This window comes from Vibrio sp. Isolate30, from assembly GCF_022397975.1.
Taxonomy (GTDB): domain Bacteria; phylum Pseudomonadota; class Gammaproteobacteria; order Enterobacterales; family Vibrionaceae; genus Vibrio; species Vibrio fortis.
This window is the reverse complement of record NZ_JAKEUS010000007.1, coordinates 90888-107044: the sequence shown is the minus strand read 5'-3', so window position 1 is coordinate 107044 and position 16157 is coordinate 90888. Positions and strand designations below refer to the sequence as shown.

At 40.6% G+C, this 16157-nt stretch carries 11 protein-coding genes and 1 pseudogene; 6 read left to right on the top strand and 6 right to left on the bottom strand.

Annotation, left to right across the window (positions count from 1 at the left end; genetic code table 11):
• Nucleotides 1–13: 13 nt before the first annotated feature.
• A complete protein-coding gene (pheT, locus tag L1D60_RS16465; RefSeq protein WP_239842067.1) occupies nt 14–2401 on the top strand; it encodes a phenylalanine--tRNA ligase subunit beta in 2388 nt (795 codons plus the stop codon).
• Between the two features lie 97 nt (nt 2402–2498).
• Here the strand turns inward: pheT and L1D60_RS16460 are convergent, their stop codons facing one another.
• Complete coding sequence (locus tag L1D60_RS16460; protein ID WP_239842066.1) at nt 2499–7391, bottom strand: ATP-binding protein; 4893 nt, start codon at nt 7389–7391, stop codon at nt 2499–2501.
• 135 nt (nt 7392–7526) lie between these two features.
• Here L1D60_RS16460 and L1D60_RS16455 point away from each other — a divergent pair.
• Nucleotides 7527–7625, top strand: a pseudogene (locus tag L1D60_RS16455) (alpha/beta hydrolase); the annotation flags it as partial.
• 101 nt (nt 7626–7726) lie between these two features.
• Here the strand turns inward: L1D60_RS16455 and L1D60_RS23560 are convergent.
• The 3 genes from L1D60_RS23560 to L1D60_RS16445 form a co-directional block, all read right to left on the bottom strand.
• Entirely contained in the window at nt 7727–7849 is a 123-nt protein-coding gene (locus L1D60_RS23560) for a hypothetical protein (protein ID WP_275665721.1), read from the bottom strand.
• A gap of 55 nt (nt 7850–7904) precedes the next feature.
• A complete protein-coding gene (locus L1D60_RS16450) occupies nt 7905–8162 on the bottom strand; it encodes a hypothetical protein (protein WP_032548799.1) in 258 nt (85 codons plus the stop codon).
• A 236-nt stretch (nt 8163–8398) separates the two neighbouring features.
• Complete coding sequence (locus L1D60_RS16445; RefSeq protein WP_239842065.1) at nt 8399–9637, bottom strand: ferredoxin reductase family protein; 1239 nt, start codon at nt 9635–9637, stop codon at nt 8399–8401.
• A gap of 191 nt (nt 9638–9828) precedes the next feature.
• On the opposite strand from L1D60_RS16445, the gene L1D60_RS16440 reads away from it, so the two are divergent.
• Both L1D60_RS16440 and L1D60_RS16435 read left to right on the top strand, forming a co-directional pair.
• Nucleotides 9829–10167, top strand: a complete 339-nt coding sequence (locus L1D60_RS16440; protein ID WP_032548803.1) for a hypothetical protein — start codon at nt 9829–9831, stop codon at nt 10165–10167.
• A 296-nt stretch (nt 10168–10463) separates the two neighbouring features.
• Entirely contained in the window at nt 10464–11390 is a 927-nt protein-coding gene (locus tag L1D60_RS16435; protein ID WP_239842064.1) for a hypothetical protein, read from the top strand.
• Nucleotides 11391–11481: 91 nt separating this feature from the next.
• On the opposite strand, the gene L1D60_RS16430 is transcribed toward L1D60_RS16435, so the two are convergent.
• On the bottom strand, nt 11482–12990 hold the full coding sequence (locus L1D60_RS16430; RefSeq protein ID WP_239842063.1) for a DUF3360 domain-containing protein: 1509 nt from the start codon (nt 12988–12990) through the stop codon (nt 11482–11484).
• Between the two features lie 543 nt (nt 12991–13533).
• Nucleotides 13534–14178 (bottom strand): hypothetical protein, encoded by a 645-nt coding sequence (locus tag L1D60_RS16425; protein ID WP_239842062.1) that lies wholly within the window; start codon nt 14176–14178, stop codon nt 13534–13536.
• Between the two features lie 246 nt (nt 14179–14424).
• On the opposite strand from L1D60_RS16425, the gene L1D60_RS16420 reads away from it, so the two are divergent.
• Nucleotides 14425–14979: a hypothetical protein gene (locus L1D60_RS16420; protein ID WP_152468861.1), complete on the top strand. Its 555-nt coding sequence runs from the start codon at nt 14425–14427 to the stop codon at nt 14977–14979.
• 305 nt (nt 14980–15284) lie between these two features.
• On the top strand, nt 15285–16157 hold the full coding sequence (locus tag L1D60_RS16415; RefSeq protein WP_239842061.1) for a patatin-like phospholipase family protein: 873 nt from the start codon (nt 15285–15287) through the stop codon (nt 16155–16157).

The following is a 16157-nucleotide window of genomic DNA, read 5'->3' as shown; positions in this document are numbered from 1 at the left end:
GGCAGTCAAAACTATGAAATTCAGTGAATCTTGGCTACGCGAGTGGGTTAAACCTGCAATTAACAGCGAAGAGCTAGCTCACCAAATCACTATGGCTGGTTTGGAAGTTGACGATGTAGAACCTGTTGCTGGTGAATTCACCGGCGTTAAAGTAGGTAAAGTGGTTGAGTGCGGTCAGCACCCAGACGCAGACAAACTACAAGTTACAAAAATTGATATCGGCGAAGAAGAGCTTTTAGACATCGTTTGTGGTGCATCTAACTGTCGTCTTGGCCTAACTGTAGCAGTAGCAACAGTTGGCGCAGTACTTCCTGGTAACTTCAAAATCAAGAAAGCAAAACTACGTGGCGTTCCATCGCACGGCATGCTTTGTTCTTTCTCTGAGCTAGGTATCGACGTAGAGTCAGACGGCATCCTTGAGCTACCAGAAGGTACAACTCTAGGTATGGACGTTCGTGAACTTCTAGACCTAGAAGACGTAGCGATCGACGTAGACCTAACAGCAAACCGCGCAGACTGCTTCAGCATCCGTGGTCTTGCTCGTGAAGTTGGCGTATTAAACCGCGCAGACGTTACAGAGCCAGCAGTTGAAGCTGTTGCTACAAGCATTGAAGACACAGTATCTGTTGAAATCAAAGCAACTGATGCGTGTCCACGTTACCTTGGCCGTGTGGTTAAGAACGTAAACGTGAAAGCGGAAACACCAATCTGGATGCAAGAAAAACTGCGTCGTTGTGGTATCCGTTCAATCGACCCAGTTGTAGACATCACAAACTACGTGATGCTAGAGCAAGGCCAACCAATGCACGCATTCGATCTAGCTAAGATCGAAGGTGGCATCGTGGTTCGTCTAGCAGAGCAGGGCGAAAAACTAACACTTCTAGATGGCAATGAAGCTGAACTAAACAGCAACACATTTGTTATTGCTGACCACAACAAAGCACTAGCAATCGCTGGTATCTTTGGTGGCGAAGAGTCTGGTGTAACAACTGAAACTACAGACGTTCTTCTAGAAGCAGCATTCTTCGCACCGGATCACATCCGTGGTCGCGCACGTGCTTACGGCCTACACACTGATTCTTCTCTACGTTTCGAACGTGGTGTTGATTCAACACTACAGCTAGCTGCTATGGAGCGTGCAACACAGCTTCTAGTTGACATCTGTGGTGGTGAAGTTGCGCCAGTAAACGGCAGCGAGTCTGAAGCTGATCTACCAAAAGCAAACGTAGTATCTCTACGTCGCGTTAAGCTAGACAGCCTACTAGGTCACGAAATCCCATCTGAAGACGTGGTAGAAATCCTAACTCGTCTAGGTTGTGAAGTTGAGACAACTGAAGCAGGTTGGACGGCAACGTCTCCATCTTGGCGTTTCGATATCGCAATCGAGCAAGACCTAATTGAAGAAGTAGGTCGTATCTACGGTTACGATAACATTCCAAACCAAGCGCCTAAAGCGGCACTTAAGATGAACGACCACAAAGAAGCTGACCAACCGCTTAAGCGCGTTCGTGACCTTCTAGTTGACCGTGGCTACCACGAAGCAATCACTTACAGCTTCGTTGAGCCAGAGCAGCAAAAACTGATCGTTCCAGATGTTGAGCCGCTAATCCTGCCGTTCCCAATCTCTGCGGACATGTCAGCTATGCGTCTTGGCCTAATCCAAGGTCTTCTAAACACAGTTGTTCACAACCAGAAGCGTCAACAGCCACGTGTTCGTCTATTCGAATCTGGCCTACGTTTCATCCCAGAAGCATCAGCTGAAAACGGCATGCGTCAAGAAGTGATGCTAGCGGGCGTTATCTCTGGTACTCGTGGCGAAGAGCACTGGGACGTTGCAACAAACACTGTTGACTTCTTCGACCTGAAAGGCGACCTAGAAGCCGTTCTAGAGCTAACAGCGAACGAGAAAGCTTACAGCTTCAAAGCTGCTAAGCACCCAGCACTTCACCCAGGTCAAACTGCGGCTATCGTAGTAGACGGTAAAGAAGTGGGTATCATTGGTACTGTTCACCCAGAACTAGAGCGTAAGTTTGGTCTAAACGGCCGTACTATCGTATTCGAAATCGAATGGGCAGCTATCAACACTCGCGTGCTTCCAGAAGCTGTAGCAGTATCTAAGTTCCCTGCAAACCGTCGTGATATCGCGGTTGTTGTTGACGAAGCAGTAGCTTCTGGCGACATCGTAGAAGCGTGTATCGCAGCTGGTGGCGAATTCCTAACAGACGCTAAACTGTTCGACGTTTACGTAGGTAAGGGCGTAGAAGAAGGCAAGAAGAGCCTAGCTATCGCACTGACTCTACAGTCTGTAGAGCGCACACTAGAAGATGCAGACATCGCTGGTTCAGTAGATGCTATCGTAGCTTCAATCTCAGAGAAATTCGGCGCAGCACTTCGCGACTAATCTCTTCTGATAGATAGAAAAATCAAAGGCCTCGCATTGCGAGGCCTTTTTGTTTTGGGGTGTTCTTTTGATTTAAAGGTTGGTCAGCACATTTGAATCAAATTACTTCCATTTTATATTTTACTTTCTCACCGCTGAAGCGTCCCATTTTTCTATCAAGTAGAGGTGAGACTTTTTCATTTACACTCGCACGTTCGTCTAACGTTAGTTTACTAATTTGAGAAATACGTTTGCCTAGACCGTTCAAGGATGTACCAATTGCTAGTCCACTATTTGGTGATAACCACCAACGATCATGAATAGGTATTTGGTTCTTTTGACCATATCCAGCAAATGTAAACTCAAAACTAGGGTGGTCGCTATTGCTTATATTGTCGTTCCAGAATTTGTCGATAATTTCTGCAAAGTCGTCACCATGTTTATTTTTTATCTTATTGTAGTTGTCTATACTGGTTAGAATTTGGATTCTAACTTCTGGATCCCTGTTTATTACTTCTGAAACTGGCACTAGGTCATCTAATGAAAAGTAAGGGTCAATAATAGTAAAATCTGAAATGTTCTCTTCCTCATACCATTTCTTTATAAAGTTTATTGCGAGACTTTCTTCACCTTCACCAATCATAATATGATCGTCATTACTTTCAGTATGCTCAATGACTGATGGTATTAGTTCACTAGAAAATATATCTTTTATTAAAGACATGTTTTTAAGTAGCTCATCGAGAATAGGGAAAATTCTTTCATTTGCAGTTTTTTGGCCAGGTGATACATTATCGATATAATGAATATAGAAGCTTAGTAGCTTATAAAAGTCTCCAAAGCTAAAGTTTGAAACGATATTAAGATTTTTATTAATATCGAATCCTTTTGAACAATAGCAACTGTTCGCATTTATTGAACCTAACTGTTTCCAAGCTAACTCAGGTAATTCAAAGGCTAACGATGACTCAAAATCTATTTCATTTTTTTCGAATTTTTTACGCTGTTTATCCTCTTCTAGTTTTTGCTGGATATTGTCTTGAATTGCTTGTTTCCTTGCTGGATCTTCGTCAAACATTGATGATAAAGAACCTGCAAAGGAGTCACCTAACTTATGACACATATCTATCGCATTTAATCTAGTTGGAGAATTTGGGTCAATGTCGGAACGACTAGATATATATATAGCTTTTTTGATGATACTTTTAGCGTGTTTAATATCGGATTCTTTTATGAAACCGCAAATTTGCCTATAGCGAGTTACTTGTTCGCTTTTACAATTAAGACTATCAACAAGTGACTCAGATTCTTTATAAAGTTCATCTTTTACCTTCTTCATTGAATTAGGTAGATAAGATGCTATGTTAGCCAGAGTAAAAGATAAATCAGAAGTACTATCTATATTTCTCGCCTTACTAATAATGTTACTCCAAGCGGACCTATCATCTTTGTTTTCAAGCAACAAGATGTTTGCCTTCACCAATAGTGAGTAGCCTTCATGTGTGATACCATCTACTTTTGGTAATAGAGTAAGAATATCATTTCTTATCATGTCAACAATACTAGAAATCTGCATTCGAGTTATAGAGTTTTTCTTTCTCTGAGATTCTATTACTTCTATTAGATTAGAAACTTGATAAACAATAGCGCTATCATCATTGTAATTCTTTATTAACTTTGTAACTGACACTAAGTCTGCATATGTAAGTTTGTATTGCTTATTTTTAACCGGATTATATGGATCATTTAATATACAATCGTTGTAAATATAGCTAATGCAATTGTCTATTATTTTATCGCTTCTAAGCCTATTCTTCTTATTAATTTTCTGGAAATAAAGATCAAAAATATCACTACTATAATAATATATTACCGGAAGTGATGCTTCACAAGAAATCGTAAATTCAACATTATTGTATCCAGAGTTACTATCTAATTCTGGTATCAAGTAATTGTCTATTATGTGTTTCGCTTTATCAGGGAAAGAGTTTTTCTGGTAAACTGAAGCCAACCTTGATAGTTGAGAAACTTTATATAACCTACTTGGTATGAATGATATAAAGTTAAGAGCAAGATTTAATTTATCATCTGGCACAAGTTGATGTTTAGATAATACATAGATTGATCTAATGATTAGATCACTAGTATGAGTCATATAATTATTAACACTACCATTAACTAGATCACTAGTTTTTCTCATAGAGATCGCTTTTTCTTTAAAGTAGTTAGAGGTAGTTATGTCTACATCGTATAGTTTATTACATACATAAAAGTATAAAGATACTTTATTCCAGTCACCATCAACTATATTTAAAATACAACTATTTATATTTTCTTTGACTTTGTTTTCAACTTCGTTAATTATACCTTTTTTTATTGCGCTAGAACTAAGTGCAGTTAAGCTTTTAATTTTAATAGGGGTATTCTCAATTCTATTTATATATTTCAATGCATCAGAATAGTCGCGTTTTGAACATTTTGATTTTTCAAAAATACCCATTAAATGTTTACAGACAGAACTTCTAAAGTGATCGTCCTTAATCATTCTACATTTGGTTAGCCAATAATTGAAAATTCTTTCTTTGTGTTCAATATCTCCATAGCTTTCAATGTAACTTTCGATCGCTGCTTTAATGGATGCATCTTTTCTCTCAGAAGTGTTTAGTTTATTGATCCATGTAAATGTTCTTTCTATATCGACTTTTACTTCATGCTTTATTGCATCTTTAAATACGTCAATGTGTAATGCTTCACTTTTCAACAAACTGTCAAATATCTCTTTCTTTTTCTCGCATACAAGATTTTTACAATCTTCATCATTTATAGTTTTAAATGCGCTAGAAACTAAAGATAAACAAGCCAATGCAACTGATTTATCATCTAGATTGACTAGATAACTTATTAGATTACTCAACCTTTCTTTTTTGTATTTACCATTGTTTTGTTCATAGATTGCTAAAGACACTTCAACTTTACTATATTCAATGGTTGGGCCTTTCTCCGAAATATTCTTTAATTGGGCAACTATAGTTTGATATGCGTTTTCTGCATCAGGGTTTATGATGGCATGATTTGAAGTCAAACATTGAGATATATCAGCAAAGAGTGTCGCGTCCGAAGAAAAATCAATCGTTTCAAGAATAATTTCTAATAGTTTGTTGAGAAGTAGTAAAGCAGACTCTTTTTTGTGATATTTACTTAGCCATCCTCTTAACAAAAATATTTTATCGCCCGCTTGTTTTTGGCTATCTATGTACTCTAATATTTTCTGAACTGGTGAGTCAGGGTTGAAAATTTTAATGCCTTCCAACATAGAGCTTTTTTTATCGAGTACACGGTCAAATTCTTCTAGGTCTTCAGATAGAGAGTTGCCATGTCTTTTTAAGGTTTCTAGAGAAAGCTTTAAGAACGCGAAATCAGATTGGTTTTGACCAGAGGAATGAGTTTTGTCAATTTGACTCAATAAGTCCATTGAAAATTCAGGGTATATAGGGAAAAGGTCGACAGCGATGTCGATGACCTTTTCATCTGCTAAGCTTTGGACGCTTAGATTAGTATATATTTTTTGTATTTTTGTTTGTATTTCTTCAGGTATTTCGATGTTTTGATCTTTGTAATGAATTGCAATTAAGCAGTAGAGTTTAATTTTATCTTCTATTGCTTGGGGGGTTTCTGCCAAGTCTTTTGCAGATTTATAGTCCCCATCGCTTAGATAACATTTCATTTCTTCTAGTGATATCTCGTCACTTTCGATGTTTAATATAAAGCTTTTAAGATGCGCGAACTTTGCTGTTTTTCCATTGTTGGATTCGAAGACCGAAGATTCAAGGGCTAACTTAATGTTCTTGAGTAAATCATTGTAACTTAGTTTTTTTGAATACAGATCTGAAAGGTAATGTTCGTCTATATGCTGAATTATAGATTGATGCTTTCCTGCTTCGTTATAGTATATTGACAGTGATTCTGATGTTTCTTCTAATTTGTGATTTTCGACTAAAGATATAATTACTTCTAAATAGCCAAGTTTTTGACCGTCTAATTTTATTCTAGCATATTTCTTGAATCCATCACTGACGAAATGGATGGCTTCATCAGTGATGTCAACAAATGAAATTTTGTTTATTTCTTGTTCAATCTCTATTGGTGGAACATTAACGCACTGTGATAAATCATTTACTGATAGTTTACCATTAGAGAATGCGATATAACCTGTAATCTTTTCTTGTATTTCATTTTTAATAGAATGTTTCCATTCAGCATCATAAAGAGCGTCCGTATCAGTGTCTGTATTTTGTAAAATGTCATTAATTGCTTTATTTTCATCTAGAAGTCGAGCTACAATAGACAACTTGTCGGGCATTGTTCCAAAGCTATTTATTACACCGTCTAACTCACCTTTTGTTAAAGTGGGAAGTAATTCTTTCGCTTCCTGTTCTGACATTACTGTTAAAGTAAATGAACATGGTTCTCTAAGGTATATATAGTCTTTAATATCGCTATTATAAGTGGATATTATATATTTGGCAGATTTGTTTGCATTTAAAGAACCTAAAACCTCTTTTGCTACCGTCGGGTTTTTTTCATTAAGCTTATCGAACCCATCTAAAATAAATAGAATATTTTTGTTTTTTTCTCTTAGATAGTAATTAAATGAGGACATAGCAGATGTGTAGACTTCACGATTTACTATATAATCTTTATCGGCACTACAATACTGACCAGTTAAAACTCTAGATTGGAGGTAAATATCTTTATATATGTCGTTCTCAGTTACATATTCACAATCATACTCGTCTATAAATATGCTAATACAATCAAATTTTCTGTCTGATACGATTTGTTTTAATAAAGTTGTTTTTCCTATATTTTCTGGCCCTTCAATGTAAACTAATTGTTCCTGTTGTAAGTAAAGGTATATTGTTCTAATTTGCTCTTTTCTTATTACATTCTTTTCATGTAGATTAGCTTGAAAGAGTGAAATGCTGTCGGGAAATAATAGTTCTTGTTTCATATTTATGCTTACAATTGTACATGTGCTTATTTTTTATCATATTATTATTATTTTTTATGTGAAACGGGGCTAAATTATTGAAAGTTATAGTTTTATTGATGTTTATGTAAATAGCTAAAGGGGAGTAAGACTAAAAGCTATTACTACATTGAAGACTCAGGCCACTTCCCAATGCTTGAGCAACCACAGCAGTTCGACGCAACCTTAATGAAAGCGGTTAACTCAGTGAAGTAGGGTGGTTGTAATCATTCTATGGATAAAACTAAGGCCTCGTTTGCGCGAGGCCTTAGTCTTTTAGGTCTAATCGATGGAGTCTGCCACCCTGTGAGAGCCCATTACTTTTTGTCTTGAGACTCTTTATATTTTTTTGCAATCCACTCATGCAAATGAAGCCCCGTTTTACGCTGTAGGAATACACTGATACCAGCCAAAATTAACAGTCCAATTATTGTGCCCATAATCATCTCCACGCTTTGTTACTATCTAAATTTAATCAATAATTTAGTGCTTTGACTAATCCATTGATTTCATCATTTTGTCTATATTAAGCCCACCAAGATCCTCGAGGTTGTTCTTAATCTCCTCATCGATTGATAACTGGCGTTCCACTTTCTTTACTTCCTTCTCAAGAAACTTTTCAACTTCTTGAGATACGTTGAACATTAAGCCCTGCTCACGCGCTGCTTTTCTCGCTCGCTTAAGACGAAAATCTAAGTCTGATGGGATTTTAATGTTCAGTGATACCTTGGGTTGTTTTTTCTGTAATGACATATCGATTCTCAAGTTTGCCTGCAAAATACTATAAACTTTTCTACCTTTTTAGCAAGAAAACTTTTGGGGTGATGAACTCTGAATCGAATAGGAGGCACGAAAAAGCTAAAGGTATTTACTACGTTGAAAATTCAGGCCTCGCGTGCACGAGGCCTTTTTCTAACGGTTAAGGAGGGCAATGCATCCTCAAGGTAGAAGGTGGGGACGATTACTTATCTATAGTTATGGGTATAGCGTTATCTCATAGAGAAATTTTCGTTGTGCCATTGCGTTGGACACATCCCGTCAGAGATCAGTTGTTCTTTTAAGTCCTTCATCATTTGCTCGGGTCCACATGCGAAGAACTGATGATTTTTCACAGGTGTCTCGACAAGCTCTGTGATCACTTGTGCATTCAAACGCCCATCAAAATCGGCTTGTGTATGTAGCGTTACGTTTTTGCTCGGTATTAACCCTGATAGTTTTTTAATGATTTGTGCATAAAACTTACCTTTGCCGACATAAAATAGGTGAATAGGTTGGTGCGATGGCTTCACAGTTTGAAGCCAAGATAGGAAAGGAGTGATCCCGACACCACCAGCAATCCAAATTTGTGGTTTAGTACTATCCTTTTCAGCGTGTAATCGACCGTATGCACCATCAATTTTAACTTTGTCTCCAGTTTTTACTCTTGAGTACAGTTCACTTGTGTGACGGCCTAAGCAGCGTATAACGAATTTCAGCTCTTTTTCATGTGGTGCTGAGGTGATGGTAAAAGGGTGAAAGTGTTCTACTTTATCGTATCCAAAATCGAGGTAGGCGAATTGCCCCGCATGATAGTGAATGCCTTTGCCAACGGTATTGAGTGTAATTTCAAGGGCACCGTCAAGCTTCTCTACATGAGTAACAGTGTAGTCTTGATAGGTGGTTGGCTTGATGAAGGTCTTATATAGCCAGCCTAAACTACCCACAAGCGAAACGATGACCAAAGAGATACCAGTGACACTCTCGATGACGAAAGGGACATCCGAGAAAAACGTATGGTAAACCGCAATTAGAAATATTGGCCCCATGAGTTTGTGCGTGTAGTACCAAAGGCGGTAAGGCAGTGTTTTAACCATGCTTACGCTACCAAGAAGCAGCAATCCATACATTGCCCATTGACCCAGCTCTTCTCCAAATTCAGCGAATGAAGGATCGATACCATTCCCAGCTGGGCCGGGTACCAACAACCAATGAAACGAAGCACCAACAAGGCCGAAAATACCTAACCATTTATGCCAGATGTACGCACGGTCCATCCCTCCCACCAGTGACTCTATCCATTTTGGTCTGCAGCTCAACAACATCGCTCCCGCCATAGCGATCATCGAGACTGTGGCAAAAAACGCTGGGATCTTGCGGGCTAACTCAAGGTCACCAGGTAAAAGGAACCAGACAATTACACTGCTAAAAGTGATCGATATTAGGGTTTTTAATCGGGGAGAGAGCTTCATTTTTTTCGTCGCTTATCAATGGATTCTTTAATCAGAATGCAATATCAAGTGTGAATGCGAGCTGAATAATACGGTTATGTTTCAAGGAGAAATGACAGCGTGGTCAGGCCTTGTTTTTAACCACTCAATTTCTCCCACGCTAACTGCTCGATAGTGATAGAATCCCCTCATTAGAAATATCGAGAACCACTATGTTTATCCATCATGTAAACGGCATCGACTGGCTGGTAATTACCGCCTTTGAAGAACTGAAACCGATGTTTATCGAAGATGCTGGCCCAATCCCATCGTACTTCTCTATCAACAGCGAACTGAGCTTGATTGACCAAGCTAAGCGCAGCTATGGTTTTTTGCCAACACTTCGCGGCGTGATCACTGATACTGGAACGTATCAAAGTAAAGATCTTGAAGAAGACTTGAACCCGCAGCTAGCGTGTATTGTTGAAGGGCGTGGTCGCGTGTTCATCTACCACGGCGATTACGTGGCTTTTGTCGATGATGAGCAAACCTTCATTACTCGAATGGATTAAAGCCAGTGAAGTAGGGCGGTTGTAACCCTTGATTGAAAACTAAGGCCTCGCGTTTGCGGGGCTTTTTTGTGCGTGGTAGGTTTTGCTCGGTACATTCATTACCAATTTGCGAGTCGTGACGGAATCTTTCACTCATTAATCGCCTAAAACGGCTGTCTCATAGTTATACAAAAGATCTATCAATCACCTACTAGATGGGTAATCAGCAGCATTCTTATTGGCAAAAGCTGAGCGAACCTAGCGGGTGTTTGTTATCGAAAATAATAACTTTAACTATGTATTTAGGACGTCCCACTATGGCTAAGAAAATCATATTCATTCATGGTCGCGCTCAAAAGCCCGACAAAGCACCACTTCAAGCACTCTGGTACGATGCGATAGAGCACGGCTTGCAGCGAGACTGTGGAGACTCAAGCTCCTTACAAGCTTTTAGAAATGTCGATAAACGGTTTGTCTACTACGGTGAGCTTTCAAACACATTGCTAAAAAGGCCAACCGAAGACCCTGTAAGTCGACAACAGGCATTGGCGGAGCTTAAAGAGTACCAAACTGACCAGTTCAACGAAGCAACGTATGATGATGTATCTAAAATAGGCTTTCTTAAAGAGGCCTTAGCAGATACTTTTTCCGCGATATTGGGGCGAATGGGTGTGGCAGAAACGCTAGTTACAATGGTCGCTCCCGATATGGCTCACTACTGGAATGAAGATACCTATTTTGGTAGCGATGTTCGGCATAGATTGATGGTCGAACTGAAGGAAGCGCTTGATAATCAAGATGATGTGATGATTGTATCGCACAGCCTTGGTTCGATGATCAGTTATGACGTGTTATGGAAGCTATCTCATTACGGAGAGTACAGACACGACTATGGCGCCGATAAGAAGGTAGACTTATTGGTTACGCTCGGTTCACCGCTTGGTGATGAAAACGTAAAAGACAGGCTTAAAGGCAGCCGCCTAAAAGGTGATAAGAAGTATCCTTTAAACATTCAACAATGGATAAATATATCTGCAGAAGATGATTTCATCTCTCACGATAGTGAAATCAAAAACGACTATAAAGAGATGCTTGAACTGGGTTTAGTACCCGGCGGCATGAAAGACATCTACCCAATCTATAATCTCAACATCCGCAACGGGAAAAGCAACCCTCACGCGTCAATAGGCTATCTCATCCACCCTGAATTTATTGCAGTGTTAGATGATTGGCTCTCAAGTTAAGTCAGCTCTTACTAATTTCTGGTTGAACAGCAGATACAATAAGGCCTCGCGTGTGCGAGGCCTTTTGCTTTCAAACTAAAGTTAGTTGAGCTTAGCGGAAGCTTGGGATGATTGCTGGAATCCCAGGTAGAAGGCCAACTAATGCCATCACGCTTGTTAGTACAACGAACATAATGCCCGGTAGTACCCAACGGCTCATCTTACTCAGTTCACCACTTCGTTCTTTACAGCCAACTAAGCCTAAGTTGTCTAGCAACATGGTGATAGACCAACCAAATGCTGGGTTCACAAGCGCTGATGAGAACACAACAATCGCTGCTGATTGAGTGGTTTTTCCTTCACGCGTCATCTCCATTCCTGCCTCTAGCAGTGGAACGAATACACCCACAATCAGTGCCACACAAAGTACAGGTTGCCAGATAGCTAAATCCATTGGGTAGCCCCAAATCGCGGCGATGATACAGAACAGAGCCGTCAATAAAGCACCCGCAGGAATAGGACGTTTAGCAATCGCCGCAGGTACGATGTAAGTACCCCATGAAGACGTAAAGTTAGTACCGCCAAGTAGCGAGCCGAATGTTTGACGAATAGAGGCTGTGGTCATGGTGTCATCAATGTTCATGTGTACTTTTTCAGTACGCTCTGGGTAGCTGATCTTTTGGAATACTTGATGCCCCAAGAAATCTGGTGACCACATCGCTACCGCTAGAATCGCGAACGGCAGTACTACCATGAAGTGTTCAATTGTCGGTAGGCCTAGCATCCAACCTGTGTCTTCTCCCCACCAATACATAGGGTTCATGTTCGGCAGGCCTGGCTCTGTTTGGAAAGCGAATGGCGCACCCATAGCAAATGCGATCGTACCACCTAGCAAGCAGCTAAGAGGCACAGCTAACCAACGTTTACGGAAGTGTTCTAGTAGTGCGTATAGAATAATGGTGCAGAAGATCACCACAAAAGCGATGTAGCTCATGCCGATACTTTCAGCCCAAGCGAACAGCTTTTTCACTTGAGAAGCAGTGCCTACAAAGCCAAGGTAGAGCAGCAAACCGCCACACACGCCTTTACTGGTGAGGTTGGCCAACATACTGCCCCCTTTACTGATGGCCAACATCAAACCAAAAGCGCCAATTAGCAAGCCAAAGGCCATTGGGTGTCCGCCGGCCGCAACCACAATAGGGATTAAAGGAATGAGTGGGCCATGGGTACCTGCAAGGTTAGCGGTTGGTAGTAAGAAGCCAGAGAAAAGAATGATAAATACAGAGGCGATGAGCAATTCATAACGAACGTTTTCTAGGATGAAGCCTTCACCTAGCCCTAAAGCGCCTGCGAACGTGGCAGCAATAGCGCCCACCATAACCACTTTACCAATGGTTGCGGCCATCGCTGGGATGGTGTCTTCTATCTCAAATCGGTAATCTTTAAACGGTAAGTTTGGACGCCAGCGCTTAGGCGACATGATTTGTAATTCGTGCTCTAGATATTGTTCTCGGGATTCAAATTCTGAGCTTGGTTTGTGTTGTTGTTCATAGGAGAGCTCGTCCTCATGGGTTTGAGGCTCCTCTCTTGGTATATTTACGGACTCTAAAGTACTGCTCATTTTGATTCCTTTCTTTCACACTCTAAGGTGCGTTGTTCCAACAAACGTAATTTACTCACGACACCAAGATTGAGCGGAGTATGTAGCGATATTTTTTTCTTCTACACAGAACGTGATGACTCACTTAGTGATGCAAACAATGCATCAACTTATATTTAAAAAGTCATTAACATTCAGTTGCTGCTACCTTATACCAAACCAAAAAAAACAAATAGACTCAGTCGGTTAGACATTAGTCGTAGGATGAAGGTGCTAGAATGAAAGACTGTAAATTGGATGGGGCGGCTTGTTTGTAGACGATGAACTTGATGGATAATAAACGAATATCCAACAAGAAATGCTTGGTACTAAAGCATCCGATAAAGTCTATTGACGAGGGCTTTCTGGCATTCTTGGGTGTGGTTGGATGGTGATGCTGTCTGAAAAGTAACCGATACGTTTGAGACCAAGGTATACGCTTGAAGGCAACTTTTAGTATCTCAAAGGGAAGATAGGCACCATCTAGAGAGGTGCCGAGCAAGTTCGATGTTAGTGTATTAAAACTCAACCACCAAAATAGTCATCAAATTGTGTAGAGAGTCGTTTTAAGGGTTTGGCTCCCTCATAATGAGCAGACGTTTTATTATGGAACTCAATGAAAGAGAGCTTTGTTTCAACATCGTACTCACCAATGGCTTGGTCGAGGAACAGAAAACCGATGCTGGCGTATAGAACGTGCTCTGGTTCGTTATAGCCATCAAAGAACAAGACGACGCCCAGTTTATCGCCATCTTTGTAGAGATGATAAAAAACGTCATCAGCCTTAACTGAAACCCCACCATAAGTTAGATCATGCAAAGGGGTACGACGTTGTCGAAACTTAAAAAATACCCAATTGTCTAGATTCGGAGCTGTTGCGAACAACAATTCTACCGACGAAAATGACTCTTGTATTCCACCAGCACTAATCACAAACTCCCGCTTGTTGTCTTCTCGAATAGGACTAAATTCGAACGTTAAATTTGGATCTACTTTGTTTAGAGCCGCAGATAACTTATCGAATGCTACTTCTTGGTCCTTTTCGAAATTAAACAGCATGTCTTCATTAGTTTGGAACCACTTCCAGAAGTTTTCTTCCTCAGAAGCATTAGCGTTGAAACCAAATATTGCGACACACGCTAGTGCGAACGACAAGACCGAATTTTTCATAATGTAATCATCGAGATATGAATATAAGAAGGTGTTTGTACTTTAACTTATCCCAGCCAATATTCTTCGTAAAATGGATGATGTTTGTGATGCCACGGGATAACTTTTGCGTTACATGCTGCTTTTGTTCTTTGAATTCGAATCTTAATCCTTCGAGAACTAACATTTTCGAGTTAAACCTATTGATAATAATTCTCATTACGTTGCTTTATTGTCTCAAACACACTCATTGTTGCGGAGACCAACATGGAACACTCGGATATTACTCAACTGCTTATTCCAAAGAGCGATTGGGCATCGCCTGATCTCTTTCTCTATGAAGGAGAAGACAAACTTCACCTGAGCTTAGAAGGCGCAATTCAATACAGTGGATTGAACAGCATTGGTGGCGTAGTTCTGGGCTTTAGGATGATCCAACACGCGGTGCAACTCGCGGCGGGTGACCAGTCACTGCAACGTGATGGCATTAGTATTTATACCGCGTTCCCTGGACGTGGTGCTCAAGATGCCTTCGAGTACACATGCCGCGCACTGCGTGATAGACGTTATTGCTGTGATACCACATTGCACCACCCAGCCGCGCAAACTGGGCAACGTGGTCAGTTCTTGTTTACGATTCGCTTGAACGAGCAATCTATGGTGATGACGCCAGCCAACGGGCTACCAAGCAAAAGCTACTTTGAAGCTGATCGACATTCACAAGACGGCCGAGAAGCAGCATTGAGATGGCGTGATGAGAAGATTAACTTTGCCAATACACTGTTGAGCTTGTCGCCTGAAGAGTGCTTACGTGTGCTGTAGCTCCTTGTTTTTATTAACAGAGTGAGCTTATTAACAGAATGAGCTTAAAAACAGAATGAACACAGAAATAGAATGATCAACAGGAGGTTGCTCGCTTTTTAAGTGGGCGACCTTTTTGGTATCAGCGTACTTAGAAACCAGATTCCTAGTCGCGCTTAGGCTTGCTGGAATGACTCGTTTTTACCCAATATATTTAAGTGATTAAGTGAGTCAGTTTTCATAGTATTGCACTGCGTGCGGTTATACGAAGTGATATAATTTTTGCTTAAAGCTTTGAAGAGCTGATGAATTAAAGGATTAGTACGATGGCAAAAACAATCTCATTGGTACTTGGCAGTGGTGGTGCTAGAGGCTTAGTCCATGTTGGCGTTATCCGCTGGCTGATCGAACATGGTTATCAGATAAAATCTATTTCAGGTTGTTCAATTGGTGCACTTATCGGCGGTGTTTACGCTGCGGGTAAGTTGGATGAATTTGAAGAGTGGGTCACCAGTATCGACCAAACGGATATGGCCATGATGTTGGACTTTTCGTGGCAATCGAGTGGTATGTTCAAAGGTGACAAGATCATCGATACACTGCGTCAACTGATCGGTGAGATCTCAATTGAGGAGTTGCCTATTCCTTACACCGCGGTTGCTGCCAACGTTGCTGATGAAAAAGAGGTTTGGCTGCAATCTGGATCTCTGTTTGATGCCATTCGTGCATCTATCTCTTTGCCGCTGTTCTTCACTCCTCATGTTATCAACGGTGAAGCGCTGATTGATGGCGGAGTCCTTAATCCTGTACCGATTGCTCCTACCTTTGGAGACAATACTGACGTTACTCTGGCGGTGAACTTAGGTGGTGAACCTGAGACACTTAAACAGGAAGTGATACCTATTTCCCCACCAACAAAGGAGAGTAACCTGCACGACAAGGTTGTTCACTTTATCGATAACCTAGGTAGTAGCGTAAAAAACAAAATGAACTTCAACTTTGTTGCGTACGATGTTGCCAACCAAGCATTTGATGCGATGCAATCGACCATTGCACGTCAGAAACTGGCCGCTTATCCTGCCGATATTACCCTTGAGATCCCCCGCAATGCCTGTGGCACTCTGGAGTTTGATCGCTCACAAGAGATGATCGATAGAGGCTACCATTTGGCACAAGCGAAATTGGGTAACCGGCTTTAA